The 24644-nt window shown below is 60.1% G+C and carries 21 protein-coding genes and 1 pseudogene; 17 read left to right on the top strand and 5 right to left on the bottom strand.

Annotation, left to right across the window (positions count from 1 at the left end; all coding sequences use genetic code 11):
* The first annotated feature begins 561 nt into the window (after window positions 1-561).
* Window positions 562-2253, top strand: coding sequence for a dihydroxyacetone kinase family protein (locus tag RBH10_RS02410; RefSeq protein WP_281038450.1), 1692 nt, complete (start codon window positions 562-564; stop codon window positions 2251-2253).
* Window positions 2254-2372: 119 nt separating this feature from the next.
* Here the strand turns inward: RBH10_RS02410 and RBH10_RS02415 are convergent, their stop codons facing one another.
* Both RBH10_RS02415 and RBH10_RS02420 read right to left on the bottom strand, forming a co-directional pair.
* Window positions 2373-3140 (bottom strand): coniferyl-alcohol dehydrogenase, encoded by a 768-nt coding sequence (locus RBH10_RS02415; RefSeq protein ID WP_281038449.1) that lies wholly within the window; start codon window positions 3138-3140, stop codon window positions 2373-2375.
* 89 nt (window positions 3141-3229) lie between these two features.
* Window positions 3230-4702, bottom strand: coding sequence for a benzaldehyde dehydrogenase (locus RBH10_RS02420; protein ID WP_281038448.1), 1473 nt, complete (start codon window positions 4700-4702; stop codon window positions 3230-3232).
* Between the two features lie 320 nt (window positions 4703-5022).
* Between RBH10_RS02420 and RBH10_RS02425 the strand changes: the two genes are divergently transcribed.
* The 5 genes from RBH10_RS02425 (at window position 5023) to RBH10_RS02445 (ending at window position 9809) form a co-directional block, all read left to right on the top strand.
* Entirely contained in the window at window positions 5023-6369 is a 1347-nt protein-coding gene (locus RBH10_RS02425; RefSeq protein ID WP_306180407.1) for a sigma-54-dependent Fis family transcriptional regulator, read from the top strand.
* Window positions 6363-6809 carry a helix-turn-helix domain-containing protein gene (locus RBH10_RS02430; RefSeq protein WP_306180408.1) on the top strand — a complete coding sequence of 149 codons (447 nt, stop codon included), beginning with the start codon at window positions 6363-6365 and terminating at the stop codon, window positions 6807-6809. The genes RBH10_RS02425 and RBH10_RS02430 overlap by 7 nt, the downstream gene beginning before the upstream one ends.
* A 124-nt stretch (window positions 6810-6933) precedes the next feature.
* Window positions 6934-7995 (top strand): aromatic ring-hydroxylating dioxygenase subunit alpha, encoded by a 1062-nt coding sequence (locus RBH10_RS02435; protein WP_281038446.1) that lies wholly within the window; start codon window positions 6934-6936, stop codon window positions 7993-7995.
* Between the two features lie 3 nt (window positions 7996-7998).
* A complete protein-coding gene (locus tag RBH10_RS02440; protein ID WP_281038445.1) occupies window positions 7999-8742 on the top strand; it encodes a GntR family transcriptional regulator in 744 nt (247 codons plus the stop codon).
* Between the two features lie 80 nt (window positions 8743-8822).
* Window positions 8823-9809 carry a PDR/VanB family oxidoreductase gene (locus RBH10_RS02445; RefSeq protein ID WP_281038444.1) on the top strand — a complete coding sequence of 329 codons (987 nt, stop codon included), beginning with the start codon at window positions 8823-8825 and terminating at the stop codon, window positions 9807-9809.
* Window positions 9810-9876: 67 nt separating this feature from the next.
* Here the strand turns inward: RBH10_RS02445 and RBH10_RS02450 are convergent, their stop codons facing one another.
* Window positions 9877-10281: a MarR family winged helix-turn-helix transcriptional regulator gene (locus RBH10_RS02450; RefSeq protein ID WP_281038443.1), complete on the bottom strand. Its 405-nt coding sequence runs from the start codon at window positions 10279-10281 to the stop codon at window positions 9877-9879.
* 389 nt (window positions 10282-10670) lie between these two features.
* Between RBH10_RS02450 and RBH10_RS02455 the strand changes: the two genes are divergently transcribed.
* The 3 genes from RBH10_RS02455 (at window position 10671) to RBH10_RS02465 (ending at window position 14704) form a co-directional block, all read left to right on the top strand.
* Complete coding sequence (locus RBH10_RS02455; RefSeq protein ID WP_281038442.1) at window positions 10671-11510, top strand: p-hydroxycinnamoyl CoA hydratase/lyase; 840 nt, start codon at window positions 10671-10673, stop codon at window positions 11508-11510.
* Between the two features lie 12 nt (window positions 11511-11522).
* Complete coding sequence (locus tag RBH10_RS02460; protein ID WP_281038441.1) at window positions 11523-13679, top strand: acetate--CoA ligase family protein; 2157 nt, start codon at window positions 11523-11525, stop codon at window positions 13677-13679.
* Window positions 13680-13978: 299 nt separating this feature from the next.
* The gene (locus tag RBH10_RS02465) at window positions 13979-14704 is read left to right on the top strand and encodes a FadR/GntR family transcriptional regulator (RefSeq protein ID WP_281038440.1); all 726 of its coding nucleotides are present in this window, start codon (window positions 13979-13981) and stop codon (window positions 14702-14704) included.
* A 23-nt stretch (window positions 14705-14727) separates the two neighbouring features.
* Here the strand turns inward: RBH10_RS02465 and RBH10_RS02470 are convergent, their stop codons facing one another.
* The gene (locus RBH10_RS02470) at window positions 14728-15501 is read right to left on the bottom strand and encodes an SDR family NAD(P)-dependent oxidoreductase (protein ID WP_045019648.1); all 774 of its coding nucleotides are present in this window, start codon (window positions 15499-15501) and stop codon (window positions 14728-14730) included.
* 314 nt (window positions 15502-15815) lie between these two features.
* On the opposite strand from RBH10_RS02470, the gene RBH10_RS02475 reads away from it, so the two are divergent.
* The 4 genes and pseudogenes from RBH10_RS02475 to RBH10_RS02490 all read left to right on the top strand — a co-directional run bounded on the left by RBH10_RS02475 (window position 15816) and on the right by RBH10_RS02490 (window position 18572).
* Window positions 15816-16673 carry an ABC transporter permease subunit gene (locus RBH10_RS02475; protein WP_281038439.1) on the top strand — a complete coding sequence of 286 codons (858 nt, stop codon included), beginning with the start codon at window positions 15816-15818 and terminating at the stop codon, window positions 16671-16673.
* Window positions 16670-17503 carry an ABC transporter permease gene (locus RBH10_RS02480; protein ID WP_281038438.1) on the top strand — a complete coding sequence of 278 codons (834 nt, stop codon included), beginning with the start codon at window positions 16670-16672 and terminating at the stop codon, window positions 17501-17503. The genes RBH10_RS02475 and RBH10_RS02480 overlap by 4 nt, the downstream gene beginning before the upstream one ends.
* A 291-nt stretch (window positions 17504-17794) precedes the next feature.
* A pseudogene (locus tag RBH10_RS24840) lies at window positions 17795-18037 on the top strand (ABC transporter substrate-binding protein); the annotation flags it as partial.
* A 139-nt stretch (window positions 18038-18176) separates the two neighbouring features.
* Entirely contained in the window at window positions 18177-18572 is a 396-nt protein-coding gene (locus RBH10_RS02490; RefSeq protein ID WP_281038640.1) for an ABC transporter substrate-binding protein, read from the top strand.
* A gap of 627 nt (window positions 18573-19199) precedes the next feature.
* On the opposite strand, the gene RBH10_RS02495 is transcribed toward RBH10_RS02490, so the two are convergent.
* On the bottom strand, window positions 19200-19907 hold the full coding sequence (locus tag RBH10_RS02495) for a TetR family transcriptional regulator (RefSeq protein WP_281038436.1): 708 nt from the start codon (window positions 19905-19907) through the stop codon (window positions 19200-19202).
* 413 nt (window positions 19908-20320) lie between these two features.
* Between RBH10_RS02495 and RBH10_RS02500 the strand changes: the two genes are divergently transcribed.
* The 4 genes from RBH10_RS02500 (at window position 20321) to RBH10_RS02515 (ending at window position 24588) form a co-directional block, all read left to right on the top strand.
* The gene (locus RBH10_RS02500; RefSeq protein WP_281038435.1) at window positions 20321-21517 is read left to right on the top strand and encodes an ABC transporter ATP-binding protein; all 1197 of its coding nucleotides are present in this window, start codon (window positions 20321-20323) and stop codon (window positions 21515-21517) included.
* Window positions 21501-22421 (top strand): carbohydrate ABC transporter permease, encoded by a 921-nt coding sequence (locus tag RBH10_RS02505; protein ID WP_281038434.1) that lies wholly within the window; start codon window positions 21501-21503, stop codon window positions 22419-22421. Before RBH10_RS02500 ends, RBH10_RS02505 begins: the two co-directional genes overlap by 17 nt.
* The gene (locus RBH10_RS02510) at window positions 22421-23248 is read left to right on the top strand and encodes a carbohydrate ABC transporter permease (protein ID WP_281038433.1); all 828 of its coding nucleotides are present in this window, start codon (window positions 22421-22423) and stop codon (window positions 23246-23248) included. The genes RBH10_RS02505 and RBH10_RS02510 overlap by 1 nt, the downstream gene beginning before the upstream one ends.
* Window positions 23249-23316: 68 nt before the next feature.
* The gene (locus tag RBH10_RS02515) at window positions 23317-24588 is read left to right on the top strand and encodes an ABC transporter substrate-binding protein (protein ID WP_281038432.1); all 1272 of its coding nucleotides are present in this window, start codon (window positions 23317-23319) and stop codon (window positions 24586-24588) included.
* The last annotated feature ends 56 nt before the right edge of the window (window positions 24589-24644 follow it).

The raw sequence follows: 24644 nt of genomic DNA on the forward strand, positions 1-24644 counted from the left end.
GGCAAATTGGTTTCAAAATTTGACTGACGACCTATAACCAAGAACCGATGCAGAAACATGTACGCCGGGGTGGCTCTTCCCCCTACTCGTGAGATCGTCATTATGCCCAATCCTCTAATAATCACGGGATATGCTACTCCCTTCCGAAGGCATATGATCATGTGGCGTTCTTTGCGGTGCCGTCGGCAACATGGTTTCTGGCCAACCGTAACGGGCAGGCTTGCTTTTTTTGGCGCAGCTTGAGGGGGCAGAACTAGAGCTGCTCCAATCTCGAAAATGCTCATAGGGATGCAGATCGGCAGGCTCCTCTCCGTGCTGCGGGCTGACCAGGCAAAACATTCGCACTTTCGCTGGCACGGCAGGTCGGGCCCCGATCCTTGGTGGTGGTCCTTCGCCGCTGGTGGCCGTGGCGCTGTATGGCGAATACGGTTCGTCTACCTCGATCGCACATTATATGGTCGGTATCGCCATTCTGTCCGCCATTTGCATGCTGGCTTTGACAATGCACCCCGACCAGGTGGAATGATATGGGCAAGCTTACACTCCAGGGAGACGTTGACCGTGAAAAAACTCATCAACAGACCATCCGCCGTGGTTCGGGAAATGCTGGAAGGCATTGCCGGCCTTAATCCTGGTCTGGCTCTTCTCGATACCGAAAACGTGGTGGTGCGCGCCGATCTGCCTGCGGCCGCCGACCGACCAGTAGCTGTCATTTCGGGTGGCGGTGCCGGCCACGAACCGGCACATGCGGGTTACGTGGGCGACGGCATGCTGACGGCCGCCGTTACCGGCGAAGTGTTCACCTCGCCGAGCGTTGATGCCGTTCTTGCCGCCATCCGCGCCACTGCCGGGCCGGCAGGCGCGCTGTTGGTGGTGAAGAACTACACCGGTGACCGCCTGAATTTCGGCATCGCCGCCGAACTGGCGACGATCGAGGGTATCCCGATCGAAATCGTGGTCGTGGCCGATGATGTTGCGTTATCCGGTCTAGTTCCGCGCGAGCGGCGGCGCGGCATCGCCGGCACCGTCTTCGTCCACAAGATCGCCGGGGCCGCTGCGGCAAGCGGCAAGCCTTTGGCAGAAATCGCATCGCTTGTCCGCTCAGCCGCGCAGCGCATAGGCACGATGGGTGTGGCACTGGGCGCATGCACCGTACCGGCAGTTGGGAAACCCGGCTTCATCCTTGCAGATGACGAGATCGAGCTTGGCCTTGGCATTCATGGTGAAAAAGGCATCGAGCGCACTGGCTTGATGTCCGCCGACACGCTGGTCGACCGGCTTGTCGACACCATCGTCGCAGACCTCGATATCAGAAGCGGCAACCGTGTCGCCCTGATGATCAATGGCCTTGGCGCGACGCCGCCAATGGAACTGGCGATCGTGGCGCGTCGTGCTCTTGCTGTATTGCGCCAGAAGGGCATCACCGTCGAGCGGGCCTGGAGCGGCGACTTCCTGACCGCCATAGAAATGCCGGGGGCCTCCATCTCGCTGTTTTCCCTGGAGGCGGGCGAGACCGATCTTCTTGATGCTCCCACCGATGCCTCGGCATGGCCGATCGGTGGCGCTGTTCCGCAGGCAGCCAAAATCCTGCCTGTTGTCGCAGTCGCCGAGGACAACAGCGTATTGTGCGAGACCGCAGACTTCGATGCAGCCAAGATAAAAGCAATCGGGTTTGCCATTGCTGCTGCCCTGGAAAAATCTGAAGCCTATCTGACCGATCTCGACAGCAGGGCTGGCGACGGCGATCTTGGCGCCAGCATGCTGCGCGGAGCCGAGGCGATCAGGGCGCTGCCGGACAAGGCTTGGCTCAATCCGGCGCAGGCATTGGTCTCGATCGGCAACGCACTGCGGCGCGCCATTGCCGGCAGTTCCGGACCATTTTACGCCATTGCTCTGACCCGCGCCGGGCGCAAGCTTGCCGAAAACGGTACATTCACCGTCAAGGATTTCACGCAGGCATTGGCAATTGCAATCGCAGCAATCAGCGACACCGGCGGCGCCAAGCCTGGCGACCGCACGATGCTCGATGCCTTGCAGCCGGCACTCAACACTCTGCAGGCAGCGACCGGCACCGATGCAAGAGCCATATGGGTGAAAGCTGCCGAGGCTGCCGAAGCGGGCACCAAGGCAACGGAGAGCATGTCACCCAGGCTTGGCCGGGCCAGCTATCTGGGAGAACGCGCCGTCGGCGTGCCGGATGGCGGAGCGGCAGCGGTTGCAGTCTGGATGAGGGCGCTGGCGGAAGCTTTGTAACACACCTTTACCGCCCCTGGGCGACAACACCGACACCACAACCTCCATGACCTAGCCAGCTGCGCACGCGCCCGTGTGCAGCGGCTCACCAGTTCTCCCTTTCGCCCCAGCAAGGCCGATCAGAGAGCCGTCGCACCAAGGCCGCCATCCACGGCCAAGTTGACGCCTACTACCCACCGGGCGGCATCGGAGCAGAGGAAGAGAGTTGGTCCGGCCACCTCGTCGGCAAAGGCCGGGCGTTTCATCAGACCCGCGTCTCGCTGAACCCGTTCCGCGCCGAGCATGGTGACAAAATCACCAAGAATCGGTGTGAAGACCGGCCCCGGCGCCACCGAATTCATGCGGATATCGTGATGCATGAACAGATCGAAGCTGCGTGCGCGCGTCCAGACGATCAGCGCCTCCTTGAAATACTGGTAGCAGGTTTCCTGTGCAACCGGGTTGTCGTTTAGCCAGGCCAGTCCCTCGGCAAAACTCTTTGTCTCGGCGAGCGCACAGTGCGCCTCAACACGTTTAGGCCACTCGGCGCCAAGAATGGAAGCAAAGTTGACGATCGATGCCCCCTTGGGCATCCGCGCTACCAGCGCTTCGGTGAGATGGCGAAGCCCGAGATAGTTGACGTTCGCAACGAGAGCCCGATCGGCGGTTCCCGGCACGCCCGCCGCATTGATCAGCGCATCGACCTGCCCGGGGAGCGCCCGGACCGCGGCGTCGATTGCGGAGGGATCGCTCAGGTCGGCCTTGATGAAGCCGTCAAGCATCAGCATCGGATCATTCCGATCAAGGCCGATTACATGTGCGCCATGAAAGCGGGCGAGGCGGGTGACTTCGCCGCCAATGCCGGAGGACGCACCGGTGATGACAATTGTTTTTCCGTGAAGGTTCATGGGGATCATCCTTGTGCTGGAAAACGTCGGCCGACACGCTGTCAAGCGGTCCGGGCCGGATCGTTAAAGTGAGCAAAAATACGGGCCGATCAGAAGGGATACGGGGTTGCGGTTTTCTTGACCGAAACCCACTGCCACTGGGTGAATTCCTCGATATCCGCCGGGCCGCCTACCCGCGTGCCGTTGCCCGATTTGCCGCGTCCGCCGAAGGGTGCATATGGCCCGCCATTCACCGTCTGATCGTTGATGTGCAACTGGCCGACCTCAAGCTCCTGCCCGACTGCCATCGCCCGGCCGATATCGGCGGAGATGACCCCGGCGGCAAGGCCATAGTCGGATCGATTGGCAAGCGCTATCGCCTCTTCGTCGGTATGGAAGGAGACGATGCAGGCGACGGGACCGAATATCTCCTCCTCGAAGGCAAGCATGCCGGGCTTCACACCGGACAGGACGGTTGCGGGATAAAAACGTCCTTCGCTGCGACCACCGACAAGCAGCCGCGCGCCTTTTGCGACGGCATCATCGACTATCGCCTGGATCGCCGCCACCTGGGCATCGGAAATGATCGGCCCCAACGCTACCTGATTGCTCGAAGGATCGCCAACCGGCAGGTGCGCGGCCTTTGCGACCAGCCGGTCAGTCACCGCCTGTTCGATCTTCTCATCAACGAGAACCAGACCTGTTGCCATGCAAATCTGTCCCTGGTGAAGAAACGCGCCCCAGGCTGCATTGGAGGCCGCCACGTCAGGGTCGGCATCATCGAGAATGATCAGCGCGTTCTTGCCTCCAAGTTCGAGTTGCACACGCTTCAGGTTCCTGCCGGCAATCTCGCCAACCTTGGCGCCGCCCCGGGCGGAACCCGTGAAAGAGATCATCGCTACGTTTGGATCGCTGCAGAGGGCTTCGCCGGCATCGGCGCCGCCCGGCACGATCTGGAGAATGCCCGGAGGCAGGCCAGCCTCTTCAAAAATGCGGGCAATGATGATGCCGCCGGAGATCGGCGTGCGTGGATCGGGCTTGTGCACCACCGCATTGCCGACCGCCAGCGCCGCAGCAATGGAGCGGACGGAAAGGACCAGCGGAAAATTGAACGGCGAGATAACACCGACCACACCATGTGGTACCCGCCGGGCATAATTTTCGCGATCATCCATGCCGGAAAGGAACATGCCGGACGGAGCCGTGGCGAGTGTTGCCGCATGACGAATGAACAGCGCCCCGTGTTCGATCTCGATCATCGCCTTCTGATGGATCGAGCCCGACTCCTTCATAATCCACAGGGCGAGTTCCTTGCCATTTACCTCCAGCAGATCCGCAGCCCTGTTGAGGATGCGTGCACGCTCCGCACCAGGCGTCTTTGCCCAGTTTTTCTGGGCAGCCCGGGCGTCGGTAGCGGCGCGGGCGATATCTGCCGGTCCGCCAAACCCGACGGAGGCAAAAATGGTTCCATTGGCTGGATCGGTGACATCGATCGTTCCCGCCTCGGTTGGATGCCAGCCGCCGAAAAAGGCGCGACCGGACCAGCGCCCGGTATCGATGAAACTATGGGTTTGGATATTCATGGTGTGGGCCTCCTCAGATCAGCTTGTCATGAGAGAAACGCATCGCTCGCCATTGCGCGGTCCGAAAAGTTCGGCCGACGTCGGCTATGGTAATGCTGCAATCCTCCCGGCCGCTGCTCCTCAAGCGACCGCCTCTTCTCTCGCAAGGCCTGTGCCAGTTTTTACTCTTGTCCAGGCAGATGCAGGCGAAAGCAGATAAACCCTTCCATCAACTTGGTTTTCGGAGGGCGGCAGATCAGATCCAGTTCGGAGAAGGGCTTGCCGAATTTCATAAAATAAGAAAGAATTTCATTATTTTCAGAATTTCATGAAAGGCGATCATGCCAAAGCGCGTAGTCCCGCCGCACCTGATCTCGCTGGCCGATGCATCCAAACGCACGGGCAAGATGTTGTCGCGCGGCACATACAGCGAGCTCGATACCGGCGCATCGCCAACGTTGACCGAACTGACCGAGGCCCTGCACTTCGCGCTGGGAGATGGCCGCATCTGGCTGAACGATCAGCGCATGGTGCTGATGCAGTCGCAGGTTCTGGGCCGGCTCCGGCAGGAGATCATCGAAGCCTTCGGCGTCGAGGTCGCCACGGCCATATTCATGCGGGTCGGCTACATGCAGGGCGTGCGTGATGCGGAATTGATCCAGAAACGGTTTCCGAACGAGGACCTGACTCACGCCCTGGCGGCCGGGCCACGGGTCCATACCCTTGAGGGTTTCGTCAAGGTCACCACCCGGCACTTCGAATTCGACAGCGCCCGGGGCACCTACTTCGGCGAGTTCGACTGGCACGATTCCTCCGAAGCTGCCGAACACATCGCCCATCACGGCCTCGCCAGCGCACCGGTTTGCTGGATGCAGACCGGCTATCCCAGTGGCTATACCAGCACGCTCTTTGGACGCCCCGTGATCTTCCGCGAAGTCGAATGCGCCGGGATGGGTGCATCCCATTGCAAGGTGGTAGGCCAGAATGCGGAGGAGTGGGGTGAAGACGCACCGGAACGTGCTTACCTTGGGCTTGAATGGCCAAGGTCCCGCCGCAGCGCTCGTCGGGGCACCGAGCCGGGATCGCAGCCGACGGAGCCGCCGGCAAAGGCCGGGACGCCCGAAGCCGCTGGCTCCAGCCAGGTCATCGGCGTATCGGCAAGCTTCCTGCGCGCCCGGCTGATGGTGGAAAAGGTAGCCGATACCGAAGCTACCGTGCTGCTCATCGGCGAATCCGGCGTTGGCAAGGAGGTCTTCTCGCAGCAACTTCACCGGCTGAGCGGCAGGGCTAGTGGCCCGTTCGTGCCGATCAACTGCGCTGCGATCCCCGAAAACCTGGTGGAATCGGAACTGTTCGGTGTCGAAAAGGGAGCCTATACCGGCGCAATCGCATCCCGGTCGGGATATTTCGAGCGGGCGGCGGGCGGCACCATATTCCTCGACGAGATCGCCTCACTCGCCTACGCGGCTCAGGGAAAACTGCTGCGCGCCATCCAGGAGCGGCAGATCGAGCGGGTTGGCGGCATCCGCACCATTCCCGCCGACGTTCGGGTGGTGGCTGCATCCAATGTCAACCTTGAAGACGAAGTGCGCGCCGGGCGGTTTCGGCAGGATCTCTATTTCCGCCTCTGCGTTTTTCCGATCGTCATCCCCCGCTGCGCGACAGGCGAGATGACATTCCGATGCTGATCGACCATTTTCTGCGTATCTTCCGCGAACGCCACCGCCGCGATGTCATCGGCCTGTCGCGACGGGCGATCGACGCACTTTTGGCCTATGACTTTCCCGGCAATATCCGTGAACTACAGAACCTGATCGAACGCGGCGTGATTTTTGCTGAGCCCGGTGGTCTCATCGACATTCAGCATCTCTTCACCAGCGGCGAAGCTTCCCCGACATTTCCCCAGACACTGAACCGTGATGGGCGGATAAAGCCGAAGGATATACCCCTCGCCGTCCCGCACCCTGGCCCTATCACCTCGCCTGGCGACCTTGCCGCCGCCGAAGACACACTCTACCGGGAAGCGCTACGGGCCGCCGCGGGCAATGTTTCAGCCGCCGCCCGCAGTCTGGGCCTTACCCGCGCCAAACTGGAATACAGGCTGAAGAAACTAGGCTTGGTAAATTGAGATAGCTGTATACATAATTTCTTCCAACCCCACCAATCACGCCAATTTTTCAAGATTTCTCCGTTTATCTTGACATAATGTATACATCATGTCTTCCTTAAGCCATCTGAGGAGGACAGATGATATGAAGCGACCAACCTTTCCCCTAAATGCGTGGTATGCCGCGGCCTATGATGTGGAGCTGAAGCGCACTCTGCTGCCGCGCACCATCTGCAACAAGCCAGTCGTGCTGTATCGCAAGGAAAATGGCACACCCGTAGCCTTGGCGGATGCCTGTTGGCACCGGCTGGTACCGCTCTCGTTCGGCCGGCTTGATGGCGACAACGTGGTGTGCGGTTATCACGGCCTCGAATATGACGAAACCGGCCGCTGTGTATACATGCCGTCACAGGACACCATCAATCCATCGGCCTGCGTCAAATCCTATCCGGTGGCAGAAAAACACCGCTTTGTCTGGATCTGGCCGGGCGAGCCGGCACTCGCCGACCCTGCGCTGATCCCCGACATGCATTGGAACGACGACCCCGACTGGGCTGCCGATGGCAAGCTGATCGAGGTGAAATGCGACTACCGCCTGGTCGTCGACAATCTCATGGATCTCACCCACGAGACCTTCGTGCATGGCTCCTCGATCGGCGACCGGGCGGTGGCGGAATCACCCTTCGAAGCCAGCCATTCCGATCATTTCGCCTATGTGACCAGGTGGATGCACAACATCGACCCACCGCCTTTCTGGCGAAAGCAATATGGCAAGCCGGGCAAGGTGGACCGTTGGCAGATCATCCGCTTCGAGGCTCCTTGCACGGTCACCATCGATGTTGGTGTCGCAGCAGCTGGTACCGGTGCGCCGCAGGGTGACCGCTCGCAAGGCGTGAACGGCTTCGTCCTGAATACGATCACGCCATCGACGGACAATACCTGTCTATATTTCTGGGCCTTCGCCCGAAACTACGACCTGCACAACCAGGCCCGAACACATGAACTGCGCGAAGGCGTCGCCGGTGTTTTCCGCGAGGATGAGGCGGTGCTTGAAGCACAGCAGATCGCGATCAAGGCAAATCCCGATCATCAGTTCTACAACCTCAATATCGATGCCGGCACGATGTGGGCTCGCAAGTTTATCGACCGGATGATCGACCGGGAAATCAACCCGGAACGAGACGCCACGGCAGTGGCAGCGGAGTAGAGCATGATGGCAGAGCAGGACGGCGCCCCCAAACAGCAGACGGCAAGGGCCTTGACCGGCCTGCGCGATCTCGTGCTCAAAGGCGAGGTTCTGCCCGGAGAGCGGCTTTCAGAAGTGGCGCTAGCCGCCCGGCTCAACGTATCACGCACCCCGCTGCGTGCCGCCCTGCAGAAGCTGGAACAGGAGGGGCTGGTTGTCATGATCCCCTCGGGCGGCTATGCGGTCCGCAGCTTCAGCCGTCAGGACGTGATCGACGCCATAGAACTTCGCGGCGTTCTCGAGGGCACCGCCGCGCGACTGGCAGCGGAGCGCGGCGTGCCATCGGTAAAGCTGAAGGCGATTTCGGACGTGGTCGCAAGTCTTGACCGTGTGGTCGAGCCGGGACCGGGTGCCATGGATTTCGGGCTCTATGAAATGCTGAACGAGCGTTTCCACAGACAACTCGCATCCTTAAGTGGCAGCGAACTCCTGAGCCGGGAGATCGAGCGGATCACCAGCCTGCCATTTGCCAGCCCCAATGCCTTCGTCAACACGGAAGCGGACGTGCCCGCCTTTCAACGCACGCTGCTGACCGCTCAGGCACAGCACAGGGCAATCCTTTCTGCGATCGAACTGCGCGAAGGCGCGCGCGCCGAAGCGCTGGCGCGTGAGCACGCGCGGCTGGCGCGGCAAAACCTGGATTTCGTTACGGAAGAACAACCTGACCTGCGCAGCAAGGTGCTGGCGTTGGCGCTCATGTCTGGCTGAAGCGAAAAAGGCCCGTTGGGAGCGGGCCTTTTGCAACAGAGAACCGGCAGATCATCGAGATTCATCAAGGGGAGGAAAATATGCGGTCCAGACTGGAGTGGCGCAAGGCACGGGTTATTGAGGCACGGACGATCGCTGAGGATGTGCGGGCGGTGACTTTCGCCGTCGAAGGCCTGCCCGCCGGCTTCGATCCCGGCTCGCACACCAATATCAGGGTGAGGATCAACGGCGAACCGGCGATCCGTACCTATACCGTCATACCCGGACCGCCGGGCACGCTCTCCATTGCCGTGAAGCTCCACCCGAACAGCCGCGGCGGCTCGGCGTTCATCTGGCAGCTGCAGCCGGGTGACGACACAGAACTGACCGAACCCGAGAACCGTTTCGAACTTTCCTGGCGCGCCTCCCGCTATCTCCTGATCGCCGGCGGCATCGGTATTACGCCGATCTATGGCATGGCGAAAACACTCGCCTCGCGGGGTCAGAAGGTCCGGCTGGCCTATGCCGCGAAGAGCCGCAACCAGATGGCCTTTCTCGATGAGCTTGCCGCACAGCTTGGCGAGCGGTTGCAGGTTTTTGCTCAGGATGACGGTGAAACATTGAATCTCGATGCCGAATTCGCAGCCCTGCCGCCGGATGGAGAGGCCTATATCTGTGGCCCGCTCGGCCTCCTTGAAGCGGCACGGCAGGCTTGGCAGAGAGGCGGCCGCTCCATGAGCCGACTGCGCTACGAGGTCTTCGGCGACAACGGGCGCTTCGCCGAACAGGCCTTTGACGTCGAAGTTCCCAAATTCGGCACTCGTGTTCGGGTCCGGGCCGATCAGTCCATGCTCGACGTACTGGTGGAGGCCGGCGTCGGTATGGTTTTCGATTGTCGTCGTGGAGAGTGTGGGCTCTGCGCCGTCAACATCGTGGAAACGGACGGCGTGATCGACCACCGCGACGTTTTCTTTTCCGAAGCCGAGCGGCAGGAAAATTCACGCATGTGCGCCTGCGTTTCGCGGGCGTGCGGTGGACGGATCGTCATCGATACGGGCTATCGCCCCGACCTCACTGCGGCAGAATAAGCCACGCGTTTTAGAAAGATGAACGGTTCACATAGCGCCACGGGACCAGTCGCTACGGTCCAGCCGATCAGGCACCCGCAGGCAGTTCCGGATCATCCTGGCGTGGGGTCCCCTCGCCCTCCTGCCGGATACTTCGCAAGACTTCCAACGCTGCCTCCCGCAGATCTGACGCGAAAAGGCGCAGAAACCGCGCCTCGTGCGCCTCGATGATGGCGTGCACCGCCACCAGTCTCTCCATGCCGGTCCTGGTCAGACGAAGAGCCTGTGCTCGCCCGCCGACCGGAGCCCGGTCGACAAGCCCGGCCTTGGTCAGGCCGACCATCAGGGGAACCATGTTGGCGCGCTGGATGCCGAGGCTGCGTCCAAGGTCGCTCTGGGTACAGCCGGGATTGGCATCGATCAGCGTCAGAATGGAAGCTTCGACCGGCCTGAGTTCGATTGCCTGAAGCCTTGAGCCCAGGTCGGCCATCATCACATTGGATGCCCTCCTCAGCTGATAGCCAAGCAGGGTCTCAAGCGGGTCACTTAATTTCGATGTGCGGGTGTCGATATCCATAGACCGGCTATAGTGCTATTGCGCATAACAATCAAATGATGCTATGAGGCATAACATTACCGGCGAGGAGGTCATATGCCGGTATTGGAGGAGTTTCTTTTAGAATATCGGCAGATGCGCTGCGATCCGCGGATCAGCGGCACAACCGCTCTCTGCGCATTCGCGCCGGCTGGCGTGAAGCGTCTCATTTGGATTTCACCACGGCCCACCAGCCCTGGCGAGGCTTACTGTATTCAACGCAGGTCGCAGCTTTGCGGCCGGTTCCCTTTTGATGTGCAGGCCCGAACGGCAAGAAGGACAGCATCATGACAACAGAACATTCCGAAAAAGACACCGTCGCCTTTGTCGTTGAAGCAGGCATAGCCTGGGTCAGCTTCAATCGCCCGGAGAAACGCAACGCCATGAGCCCCACGCTCAATCGGCGGATGATGGAGGTTCTGGATGAACTCGAGTTTCGGGCCGATGTCGGTGTTCTGGTTCTGTCCGGCGAAGGCACGGCCTGGTCCGCGGGCATGGATCTCAAGGAATATTTCCGCGAGACCGAAGCCCACGGCCTGCAGGGCACACGAAAGGCGCAACGCGAAAGCTATGGCTGGTGGCGCCGGCTGCGCTGGTATCAAAAGCCGACCATCGCCATGGTGAACGGCTGGTGCTTCGGCGGCGGCTATGGGCCTCTTTTCGCCTGCGACCTCGCCTTTGCCGCCGATGAAGCGAAATTCGGGCTGAGCGAAATCAACTGGGGCATCCTGCCCGGCGGTGGTGCCGCCAAGGTGGCGACCGAACTCACATCCTTCCGCAACGCCATGTACCATGCACTGACAGGCGAGAACATTGACGGCAGGAAAGCTGCCGAATGGGGCTTCGTCAACGAGTCCGTGCCGCTTGCGCAGTTGAAAGCGCGCGTGACCGATGTCGCCAACATTTTGCTGCAGAAGAACCCGGTCGCCCTCAAGGCCACCAAGGACGCCATTCGCCGCGTGCGCGAAATGACTTACGACAATGCCGAGGATTACCTGGTGCGCGCGCAAGAAGCAGCCAACAGTTATGACAACGAGGGACGCAAGGAAGGTATCAAGCAGTTCATCGACGACAAGACCTACAAGCCTGGTCTTGGTGCCTATGACAAGTCCAAGCATCAGGCCTGAGGAGCGCCCCACATGACGGTTGAGACAACTAGCGCGCTCCCATCGGCTCTCCCCAGCAGTTCGATGGAACGGCTGCTGCGCCCGAAATCGGTGGCGATTATCGGCGCCTCTGACAAGCCCGGCGCACTCGGCGCATCGGTACTCTCCAATCTCGACCGCAGCGGCTATGCCGGCGCCATTCATCTGATAAACCCCAAACGGATCGAAATCGGCGGCCAGCCCTGCCTCGCCTCGATCGATGACCTGCCCGATGGGGTGGATGCGGCTGTTCTTGCCGTTCCACGCGCAGCCGTACTTCCCTCCATCGAAGCACTTGCCCGCCGCCGCGTTGGCGCGGCAGTGATCTTTTCGGCGGGCTTTGCCGAGGGTGGCGAGGAAGGTTTGGCTGATCAGCGTGCCATCGCCCGCATCGCGGCTGAGGTCGCAATGGTGATCGAGGGGCCGAATTGCCTTGGGATGGTCAATCATGTTGACCGCATCCCCCTGACCTTCATCGAAACCACTGCAGAGAAACTGGGTGACCGGCCGGGCATTGCGATCGTGTCCCAGAGCGGCGCCATGGCTGCCGTCCTCGGCGTGACCTTAGCCAGCCGCGATCTGGGTCTCTCTTATTCGATTTCAACCGGCAACGAAGCCGGCAGCGGCGTGGAAGACTATGTTGAGTTTCTGGTGGAGGACGCCTCCACAAGGGTCATCGCGATGATCGTCGAACAGTTCCGCAAGCCTGCCCGTTTCCTCGCCGCGGCGCGCAAGGCATATGCGAAGGGGAAGCGGATCGTCCTTCTTCATCCCGGCCGGAGCAGCGCGGCGCGTGAATCCGCCGCGACCCACACCGGTGCCATGGCCGGCGACTATCAGGTCATGCGCGCCAAGGTGGCGCGCGCCGGCGTCATTCTGGCAGAGACGCTCGAAGAACTCGGCGACATCGCCGAAATCGCGCTGCGCTGCCCGACGCTTCCGGCCGGAGGCCCTGCCGTCCTCGGCGAATCCGGTGCATTCAAGGCTCTGACGCTCGATCTTTGCGAGGAACTCGGGCTGGACCTTCCGGTGATCAGCGACGATACCGCGCCAGCGTTGCGCGCCGTCCTGCCGCCCTTCGTCGGCGTCAGCAATCCGCTGGATCTGACGGCACAGGGTCTTGTCGAGCCGGACCTTTACAACAGGACGCTCACCGCACTCTTCGACGATACCCGTTTTGCTAGCATCGTCGCCTGCATCATCCAGACCGATCCTGTCACCTCCGCCATCAAACTGCCGCCGATCCTGAAAGCGGTGCGCGAGCATAAGCCGGCAAAACCGCTGATCTTTGCCGGGCTCGATGAGGGCGCCCCTATCCCGGCGGACTATATCGCGCAGCTGCGCGCGCTCGGCATCGTTTATTTCCCGTCGACCGAACGCGCTTTTCGGGCACTGCAACGCATCGACGAATTCGCGGCTCGCGACGTAACAGCGTCCACCGCGCTGCCTGTCGCGATTGCCGGTCTCTCCTCGCAAGGAGGTGTCGTCCCCGAATATCGCGCCAAGCAGATCCTGGCGCCGCTCGGGATTCCCTTTCCTGAAGGACGCCTGGCAACGACCCTCGAGCAGGCCCTTACGGCGGCGGCGGAGATCGGCTATCCCGTCGTGCTGAAGGCGCAGTCGCCCGATCTCAGCCACAAGAGCGACGCGGGCGGCGTCATCATCGGATTGGCGGACGAGGCCAGCCTCAAGGAGGGTTGGGCCAAGTTGCACGCCGATGTCGCGCGCCATCGCCCAGACTTGACCCTCGACGCCGTACTGGTCGAAGCCATGGGCAAACGCGGTATCGAGCTGATCATCGGCGCGCGCAACGATCCGGACTGGGGACCTGTGATCCTGGCGGGCTTTGGCGGCGTTACGGCCGAGATCCTGAGGGATGTTCGCATTCTGACCCCCGATCTGCCTGATGACGCCATCGTCCGCGAGCTATATCGGTTGAAAAACGCGCCTTTGTTGCGCGGTTTCCGCGGTTCCCCGCCGCTCGATGTGGCCGCCGCCGCCCGGATCATCGCCACACTTGGCCGCCTGCTGCTGGCCGAACCAACGATCCGGGAAATAGACCTCAATCCCGTCGTGATCTATCCCGAGGGTGAGGGCGCGGTGGCGCTGGATGCTCTGATGCTGACCGACTCCCTACCTGGCGGCACCTGAGCCACGAAACTCACGCGATCGAGCGATAGGCACGGCCAATCCGAACAGCCCGATGAAAACATGTCGCCCGCCCACCTGGAGGGCGACCGCTCTGCTCGATCGTTTGACCCATCGTTGCAATATCCTGAAAACCGGAAACGACGGCGCTTTTAGCTGACAGGGCTTTTGCTCGTAGCGACATGATGGCCGCACATTTAACCCGCGGTTTAACCCGACATCACCGTGCTGACACATTGCCAATATGGTGAGGGGTCTATAGACTTTATATCGTATTATTAAACATAAAATTGGCGAGTTTGATGACGTTGTCCCCCTCGAGACCCCGGCCTTCCCCCGGTGTCAGTCTCTACGCCTCGCTTCTCAGCCAGATCGGCCAGCGTATCGTCCGTGGCGAGCTGGCGCCCGGTACTCTCCTGCCAAATGTGGAAGCACTGAGTGCCGCCCACGGTGTCAGCCGCACGGTTATGCGGGAGGTGATGAAGGTCCTTGCCGGCAAGGGGATGGTCGAATCGCGGCCGAGGACGGGCACGCGTATCCGTCCGCGCGCGGACTGGAACTTCCTCGATTCGGACGTTCTCACCTGGCGCTATAGTGCCGCCGTATACCCCGACGATGTCAGAGCGCTTTTCGAACTGCGCCGCGGGATTGAACCGCTTGCGGGTGCGCTGGCCGCCAAAAGGGCGACGGCGGCGGAAGTTGCAGAACTTAAGCGGTACTATGCGCAGATGGAAGAACATGCCGATGACGGAGAACGTTTCTCGGAGCCAGACCTTGCCTTTCATCAGCTTATCTTGCGCATGACCGGCAACGAACTCATCGGTTCACTCGCAAGCCTGATCGAGGCGGCGCTGATTATGAGTTTCCGTCTGTCCAATGCCAATCCGCTGGGCCAGCGTCCCTCGCTGCCGCTGCACCGTCAGGTGGTGGATTGCATCGAAACGGGTGACTCTGAGGGTGCTCAGTCAGCACTTCTCATCCTTCTCGATGGCGCAGAGGCTGACGTCCTGCGGGCGATTTCCCGCTGAAACGGCAATCGCTAAAGCCTCGGTCAAACCCATCCCCCATCAACGATGAACTGCTGACTGGTGCACATGCGGCTGTCGTCCGCCGCCAGGAAAAGCGCCATCCGCGCGATATCCGATGGGGCGAGGCGGTCCGGCAGGCACTGCCGTTCGGCGATCTGCTTTTCGCCTGCATCATTCAGCCAGAGTTTTATTTGCCGCTCGGTCATAACCCAGCCAGGCACCAGGCAATTGACGCGGATTCCGAAAGGGCCGAATTCGCGGGCAAGGGCTCTGGTCATGCCGGATATCGCGGCCTTGGCCGTGACATAGGCGGGGCAATCGGGATCTCCAACCATCCAGGTGATCGAACCGAGATTGATGATGGAGCCGCTCCCGGCCTGCCTCATGCCCGGCAGCACTGACTGGGCGGCGAAGAACTGGTGCCTCAGATTGACCGCCATGCGGTCATCCCAAAAGGGAACGTCGACTGCCTCTGTCGCATGACGGTCGTCGTTTCCCGCATTGTTGAGCAGCACCTGGATTGCGCCGTGGCGGCTTTCAGCTTCGACAATAGACCTGCGGAGCGCCTCTACATCCCGAAGGTCGCAGGGAAGAAAATGGGGAACGGGACCACCATCTGCGGCGATGGCTTCAACAAGCGATCGCGATGCACTCTCATCGATATCAACAAAAGCGACACGGGCTCCTTGCGCACAGAAGTGCCTGACGAGGCTCTCGCCGATCCCACTGCCACCGCCGGTGATGAACACGCTCCTATCCTGAAGGCTGGGATAGGTGGCAAAATTCTGTGTCGTCATGAGAGTGCGGTCCTGTGAAATGCGGAGATGCGTTTATGTCGAGAGTTACACCCGTCGTATGACAGAATGCAAAAGCCCACAATAATACGAATAATAATATTATTGTCATCCATTTGTCACTGCCTGCGGGCTATTGGTCTCGTGCTTTGGGAAAGATGCTCGGGTCGACGGAAGATGGACGATAGAAAACAACGGATCTGGTTCTCTGGTGGTACGGCTGATCATGCCCTCAAGTCGGCTGTTGTCGGCACCGCTCAGGCGCAGCAGCTATTCGATCATCCAATCATAATTGCTGCAGACGGGGTGGAAGCCCGATGCTGAACAGTCGAACCCGCAGGGGTTTCCGTCTGGATGCCGGGTGGCTTTGTCTTGTGCCACTCGCCGCTTTCCTGCTCCTCTATGAACTTATGCCACTGGCCGGACTGGTGAAATCGGCCTTCACCGTCGATGGCCGCCTGTCGCTGCAAAACATCGTGCGGGCCTTCCAGCCGTCGATCATCAACGCCTTTGTCAACAGTTTGACGCTTTCCGCCGTCGTTGCGGTGATCGGTACAATCGCTGGCGCGTTCCTCGCCTATATTATCGTGACGGCTGGCAGCCAGGTTGTCCGCAACGCACTGACAGCTCTGGCGGATGTCTCGGCGAATTTCGGCGGTGCGCCGCTCGCCTTCGCCTTCGTCATCACGCTCGGTTCGACGGGCATGATCACGCTGATGTTGAAGCAGATGGGTGTCGAACTTTATCCGGGCTTTCGTATCTATTCGATGCAAGGGCTGGTTCTCGCCTATCTCTATTTCGAGATCCCCCTCGCCATCCTGCTGCTCGTTCCGTCCATGGAAGGGCTGCGGACGGAATGGCGCGAGGCCGCCTACAGCCTTGGTGCGAGCAAGCGGCAATATTGGTGGAACATCGCGCTGCCGATCCTGCGGCCCAGCCTCATCAGTTGTCTCAGCCTGCTGTTCGCCAACGCTTTTGGCGCCTATGCAACGGCGTGGACGCTAACCGGCTCGTCGGTCAATCTCGTGACCGTGCAGATTGCCGCTCTGGTGCGTGGCGAGGTCCAACTCGATCCCGGTCTGGCGGACGCCATCGCCATGCTCTCCCTCGTCATCATGATGATATCCGTATCCGTTCATCGGCTCCTGAGCATGTGCAAGAGGAGGCAGACATGAACGGGCATTCTCTTGTCGCGGAGCGCTCACCTGTTTCCGGCACGGTACGGACGGTCACGGTTATTGTCTTCGTGGCATTCATGGCGCTTCCGCTCCTGGCCACGGCCCTCTTTTCCGTCTCCGTCCGGTGGGACCGGACGCTCTGGCCGGAGGGCTACACGCTTGACTGGTGGATCAAGGTCACGTCCAGACGGGCCTTCAGCACCGTGCTTTACAATTCGCTGGTGCTATCGGTGGCAACTGTCGTGTTGTCGCTGCTCCTGGTGGCGCCTGCGGCCTACTGGGTGCACCTGCGACAGGCGCGGCTGAAACCGCTGCTCGAGATGCTTGCCGTCCTGCCCTTCGGATTTCCCGCCGTTGTGCTGGCGCTTGGCCTGCTGCGGCTCTATGCGGGCGTTTCCTTCCCGCTTTTCGATCCCGCGGCCCTGCTGCTGGGATCCTATGTCGTCGTCACGCTGCCCTTCATGTACCGCTCGGTGATGAACGCGCTGGAGGCCGTCGACATCCACATGCTGTCGGAGGCGGCGCAGAGCCTTGGTGCCAGCGCCCGCCAGACGTTCTTCATGGTCATTGCGCCGAACATCCGCCACGGCCTTGTGAACGGAAGCCTTCTCGTCTTTTCCGCAGCCTTTGCCGAATTCGCCCTGGCGAACCTGCTCGTCGGAACCCGGTTCAAGACCTTCCCGATCTACCTCGTGGAGTTCACCCGGTTCGACGCCCGTCAGGCAAGCGCGCTCGCCCTCATCAGCTTCGTCTGTGCCTGGGCCATCTCGCTTGTCCTGCTTTCCAACGCTGGCCGGAAGCGTAAGCGCTCCCGTGCCGGTTCATGATCCCACGCCGCAATCAGGATTGACACCATGTTGATGAAAACCATGAAACACATGCTCGCCGCCACCGCCCTCGTTGCGCTGGCCGGCGCCGCACACGCCGACGATGCGGCAATCGCCGCTGGCGCTGCCAAGGAAGGCAAGCTCGTATCCTACGGCATGTCCGATGACTGGGTTAATCTCGGCGCGATCTTCGGTAAGATCGAAGAGAAGTACAAGGTCGAGCACGTCGATACGGACATGACCTCCGCCGAGCAGATCACGCATCTGCTGGCCGAAAAGGACGCTCCCGTCATGGACATTGCCGACATCGGCTATGATTTCCTGGGTCGCCTGCTCGATGAGCAGCTTGCCGCCGGCTACAAGAATGCCAGCTGGGACCAAATCAAGCCGGAATTCAAGGATGCGGACGGCCGCTGGGCCTCGGCCTACTGGGGCGCGATCTCGTTCCTCGTCAACACGGATGTGGTCAAGACCATGCCGGCTACATGGAACGACCTGTTGAAGCCGGAATACAAGGACATGGTCTGCAGCCGTGATCCGCGCGTTTCCACCTACGCCACGGCGTCGGTACTTGCAGCCGCTCTCGCCAATGGCGGCAACGAAGAAAACGTAGCCGGGCCTCGACTGGTTCAAGGCGCTGCACGACGGCGGGAACCTGCGCAAAGGCGTCGTCCTGAACGTTGCGTCGATCCAGAAGGGCGAGTGCCCGATCTCGATCGTCTACGATTTCGACGGCATGGCCAAGCGCGACGCCACCGGCCTGCCGCTACAGGTGGTCATTCCGACCGATGGCACGGTCGGCATGCTGTTTGCCCAGTATGTCAGCGCCAACGCCCCGCATCCGAACGCCGCCAAGGGCGCGCTCGACTTCCTGTTCTCCGACGAAGGCCAGCAGATGCTTGCCGCAGGCTATGCCCACCCGACACGCGACATACCCCTTCCCGCGGAAGTTAGCGCGAAGATGCTGCCGAAGGAACAGTACGAAAAGGTTCACTTCCCGAGCAACCTGAAGACGTTCTCGACGGCCATCAAATCTATCGTCGATGGCTGGACCAAGATCGCCGGCTGATTTTGTGATCCCTGGACGGGGCTGCGTTACCGCGTGGCCCCATTCGCGTCGCATGACATGCATGACAAATCTCCATGATCCGTATTCCGAGATCCGACCGGAACCAACATGCGAGCTGAGCGCTAGGAAAGGTTCTCCTGGTAGAAAAAGAGAACTGCAGTGAAGATGAGAACACCAACGGCTGCGAGGCCAAAACCACGTAACGAGGAAGCACGATCCTTCTGAAGCAGAGCTGCCACAAAAGCGCAGAGAGACCAGAGGGCTGTGAAAATTATCAACAACCAAGAGCACAGAAACGGACCAAGGTCGTAGCCTCCCCCGCCAATTGATGGTGCAGAGCTTGTATCGACCTGAGCCGCGATCAGAACCGATACCGGGATTGCTAGTGTCAGTAGCCACAAATAAAGCGACTTGTTTTTCATCGGCAGTGAACTCGTCTTCTTCTTTTCGGAGCTTGGCCCTTGGCTCGGGAATCTATGTCTGAACAGACGTGGCTCAGCAATATGCCCGATAGTTCGGGCGAGTGGCAGCTCCAAGTGTCTGGTTGGTCGTGTCGGCTGTCGCGTGTCCTGCACATCGCACGCAATACGGCACTCTTCTGGCGCAAATTCTTCCCTGCAAATCCCGCTATGGGCGGTCTCCGGTAAAAGCGGTGTCGCCTATGGTGGCGGCGGGAGCGACAATCGCGAGGATGGTCTCGATGTTAAATGCGAGCCGCGCCTCGAGCGCTTTCTTGGCCATCAGCCGCTGCCCATAAACGATCGAACTCGTGGCCTGGTTCGTCAGGTAATAGTAGCACACCGACGTAATGGTCAGGCTGAGTTGTGTCGGGTCGACACCTGCACGAAATGTCCCGTCAGCCTCGCCTCGCCGCAATATTTCCTCGACCAGCGGACGTGAATTGGCTGCGCCGCTTCGCAATATCCGGGACTGGCGGAAGAATCGCGCCTTCAGCTGGTTCTCCGTGTTCAGCAGGGTGATGAATTCAGGATGGTCGAGATAGTAGGACCAGACAAACCTCACGAGTGCAACGAGTGCTTCACGCGGCGGAAACTGCTCCAGACTGAGACCGGCCTCGGCTTCCCAGATGTCGCAATAAACCTTCTCGAGCACAGCCTGATAGAGCGAATCCTTGTTGCCGAAATACTGGTACAGCATCCGCTTGTTGATTTCAGCCCGCTCCGCAATCGCCTCGATACGTGCCCCAGCAAAACCGTTCTCCGCAAATTCCAGAACTGCGGCATCGAGAATACGGTTCTGGGATAGGTCCGGTCGCCGTGGATGTTTCCGCCGGGGTAGATCCGGGGCCGTGGCATCAGAATGTTCGTCTTCCAATTCACTATCTCTCTTTTGTATCTCGGCGAACCTGATTGAGGCCGCTCTCCACCGCTTGCAAATCCCCGAAATCTTCAACGCAAACAGCCGGATATGGTGGAACCCCTATACCAAAGCAAGACATTGCAAACCATCCAATAAGTAACCTATGCGTTATTTATATCAATTATACCAATGAAAAACATAACGAATTTTTCTAGATTATTTTAGATGTCGTCATCTCTCTGTTAGAAATACGCCCTAGAGAGGCACCATCGCCTTACCGGGACGAAATGCGGTTATTTCCTTTGTCCCGGCAAGCAGAAGCCTTGAGCAGCAGGCTCCGCTTCCAGCGGAATGCGGCCAAGACGCCATGAACGACAACCATTCCCGCCGTGCAGGTGTGTGTGGTGGGAAGCAGGAGCAGGAAGGCAATGGCTGGCCAGTCCATCAGGATCGAGGATCTAGAGAAGCGGTTTGATCGCACACGGGTGCTTCACCGCATCAATCTGAATATCCGCGAGGGCGAATTCCTGACTTTGCTCGGACCTTCCGGCTGCGGGAAATCGACATTGCTGCGCCTGATTGCGGGTTTTGAGGCTTCAAGCGCCGGGCGCATTCTGATCGGCGACCGTGATGTCACCCCCTTGCCGCCGAAGGCACGGGATATCGCGATGGTATTTCAGTCCTATGCGCTCTATCCGCACATGACCGTTCGCGCAAATATTGGCGTACCCCTGGAAATGGCGCGCCTTTCGTTCCTGCAGCGCCTGCCCGGTGCCACTCTTCTTTCCGCGACGGCACGACAGATCCGAAGCGGGATCGAAAAGGAAATCGACTCGGTTGCAGAGCAGCTGGGGCTGAAAGACCTGCTCGGCCGCAAGCCTTCGCAGCTTTCCGGAGGGCAGCGACAGAGGGTGGCCGTGGGACGGGCAATGGTCCGCCATCCCGCCGTCTTCCTTATGGATGAACCCCTGTCGAACCTCGATGCCAAGCTGCGGATACAATTGCGTGAGGAGATCGTCGATCTTCACCGTCGGACAGGCATCACCTTCATCTACGTCACTCACGATCAGACCGAAGCGATGGCGATGTCGGACCGCATCGCCGTGATGGAAGGCGGGGAGATCCGCCAGTGCGGCACGCCCGACGAGATTTATAACCGACCGGACTATCTCTCGGTGGCCCGTTTCGTCGGCATGACGGCGATCAACGAAATCCCGGTCCATATTCACGGTGGCAACGTGCTGATCAATGGTCAGCCGTTGCGACTGAGGCTGCGCAATGTTGCAGACGGAACCTATACGCTTTCCATCAGGCCGGAAGCACTGGAGCCGATATCGGAGGAAAGCAGCGATTTTTCCTTGCCTGTCGTGCAGGTGGAATTTGCCGGCAACGAGGTCGGCATCCGCTGCGATGGAAGCGGGATCGGCACCGGTTGGATCCGCGCGCAATTGCGTCCCGAAACCTTCGCCCGCCTCGAAAAGGGAAGCCGTATCGGGGAGCGGTTGGCACTGCGGATCGTGCCGGATGCCGCCCTGCTTTTCGACGCGGCAGGCCGACGGGTAGCGGATATTGGCGTCAACGCGCAGCACCAGCTTGAGGAGGCGTGTCATGAACCTGTCCTCTGATACGCGGGATGGCGTCCAGACCCGCAGGCCCAAGGGTTTGAGCTACGCCACGATCGCTCGCGCTTTCGCGGCGCCGGCCTTTCTGCTTTTGATTGCCACCGTAATCGCGCCAATCTTCGTCGTATTCATAATCAGCCTGACCGATTATCGTCTGGGACGCGTAACACTCAATTTCATCGGCGCCGACAATTACATCCGGATGCTGGCGGATCCTTGGTTCTGGGGTGCGTTGCGCAACAGTGCGGTCTACACTGCAATCGTCGTGCCCGTATCCGTCTTTGGCGCATTATTCCTTGCCATGCTGCTCGATAGTCGCGTCCGGTCACGCCGCTTCTATGAGCTTGTCTACTTCCTGCCGGTGACGTCGACGCTGACGGCGATGTCGATCGTCTGGAGTTATCTGCTCAACGGTCATATCGGGCCACTGGCCGGGCTACTCAGCACGCTGGGACTGCCGCCACTCGATTTCTTCGCATCAGGAACGCTCGCCCTGATCGGACTTGCAATCATCGGAATCTGGCATCTGCTTGGTTTCAACCTCATTCTGTTTCTTGCCGGTTTCACGCTGATTTCCAAGGATTTGCGCGAGGCAGCCGCTCTCGACGGGATAGACGGGTTTCTCGACAGATTGCGCTACATCGTCTGGCCGCTGCTGGCGCCGACCACCATTGTCGTTGTTGTCTTAAGCTGCATCCAGTCCTTCCAGGTTTTCGACACCGTGGCCGTTCTCACCAATGGCGGACCTTACGGCGCAACGGAGATGCTGCTGCACAAGATCAACGTCGATACTTTCGTCGGGTTGAAGGCGGGATATGGCAGCGCGCTCACGGTGGTCTACCTCATCCTGATTGGTGCTTTCTCAATCCTCCAGGTCGTATTCACCAACAGGAAGGCGCACTTCTGATGGCCCGGGTTTCTCTCCGCTCAATCGGTGCGCATGCCGTGCTGATGGCTGGCGCCTTTCTGATGATCTATCCGTTCTACTGGATGTGGAAAGCCTCCACCCAGGCACCGGGTGAAATCTTCGGCGCCATGCGCGAGCAAACGCCGATCCTGACCTCCATCTCCGAAAACTACGGCCGCGCCCTGTTTGAATCGCCCCTGCCGCGCTTCATGCTGAATGGTGTCATCATGACCGGCGGCATCCTGCTGTTTCAGATACTCACCACGGTTACCTGCGCCTACGCGCTGGCAAAATTCGAATTCCGTGGCCGTCGCATGATCTTCGCCATCGTGCTTCTGACCCTCTCGGTACCCGCGCAGGCAACCGCACTGCCCATCTTCATCGTCCTTGCCAGGCTTGGGCTGATAGATACCTATCTGGGCGTCATCATTCCCTACCTGACCTCCGGCTTTGCGATCTTCCTGTTTCACCAGTTCATCCGCTCATTCCCGGATGAAATCCTCATGGCCGCACGGCTGGACGGCATGAGCGAAATTGAAATCATGGTGCGCATCATCCTGCCCGCGATGATGCCCGCCATTGCCGCCTTTGCGATCTTTTCGATCACCTTCCACTGGAATGATCTCTATTGGCCGATGATCGTCATCAGATCCATCGATCTGTCTCCGCCCACCCTTGGCCTCCTGTTCTTCAGGAGTCAGGAAGGCGGCGACAGCTTCGGGCCTCTCATGGCCTGCGCTACCCTCGTTACTGCCCCGCTGATCCTGATGTTCCTCGTTGCACAACGCAGGTTCGTTCAGGGCGTGACAATGACGGGCGTGAAATGAAACGGGCCTGTCCGGCGGCAACCGGACAGGCCCTCAAGTCAAGACAACTTCGCTCAAAAGGAACGACCATGAAAGTGACGAACCTCCTCGCGGCTGCCGCCCTGACTATTGCCGGCACCACATCGGCGTACGCCGCCGACCCCGTGACCCTGAATTTCTTCCATTCCCGTTTGGCATTTATGGAGCCCATTCTCAAGGGCTTCAAGGAAGCTCATCCGGGCATCGTGATCAACGAGCAGGCTCCCGCGGAAAATTATAGCGCCGCAGACCAGAGCGTCATTCGCGGAATGATGACGAACTCCGCGCCGGACGTCTATCTTTCCTCCTACTCCTCGCTTCCGACGATCGTCGGCGTGATGCAGGATCGCGGCGAAGCAACCCCGCTCGATTCCCTGTTCGCAAAACAGGGCGCTGATTGGCAGACAGCAAATTATGCCCCGGCCGTTCTCGACCTTGCAAAGGTCGATGGCAAGCAATTCGCCGTGCCCTTCACCGCCTCCTTGCCGCTTCTCTACGTCAACAAGGAACTCGTCGAAAAGGCCGGTGGCAATGTCGACAACTTCCCCACCAGCTGGGATGGCGTGATCGAGCTTGCCGCAAAGATCAGCGCGCTCGGCAACGGCGTCTCCGGTATCGGCTTCTCCGTCGGCGGTCTCAGCGATGACTGGTACTGGCAGATGATGGTCATGGGCGCGGGCGACCATATGCTGAACGACAAGGCGACCGGTATCGGCTACGATAACGACGCCGGCATGAAGGCCCTGCGTATCACCCAGGACATGGCGACGAAGACCGGCATGTCGATCTACGCCGACCCGAAGCCTGCGCAGCAGCAATTCTTCGCGGGCAAGATCGGCATGGTCGTTGAATCGCCTTCCGATCTCGTGGCCTATGAAACCGCCATCGGTGACCGCTTCACCATGCGCACCGTTCGTTTCCCGCTGATCGACGCCAAGAAGGGCGGCCTTCCTGCGGGTGGCAACGCGCTGATGATCCTCACCCGTGACGAGGCCAAGCGTGCGGCCGCCTGGGAATTCATCAAATACATGACGAGCGCGCAGGTTCAGGCCGAGGTTTCCAAGGCCAGCGGTTATATGCCGACCAACGTGCAGACCGCCAAGGTGCTGGAATCCTTCTACGCCGCTCACCCGAACTTCCAGACGGTCTTCAAGTCGATGGATGCCGCCATGCCGTGGTTTGCCTATCCCAACAACACCGCACCGGATGTCTGGCGTGGCGTTGCCCCGATCCTCGACCAGCTGCAGCGCGGCAAGATCACGCCTGAAGCTGCCATGCCGAAGCTGCGCGAACACGTCGCCGGTGTAATGGCTGCCAAGTAACCAAGGCTCGATATCGGCCAGGAGGCTGCCGGCCTCCTGGCTTTCGCTGTTTCGAT

Source organism: Rhizobium sp. AN73 (genome assembly GCF_030757975.1).
GTDB lineage: Bacteria > Pseudomonadota > Alphaproteobacteria > Rhizobiales > Rhizobiaceae > Agrobacterium > Agrobacterium arsenijevicii.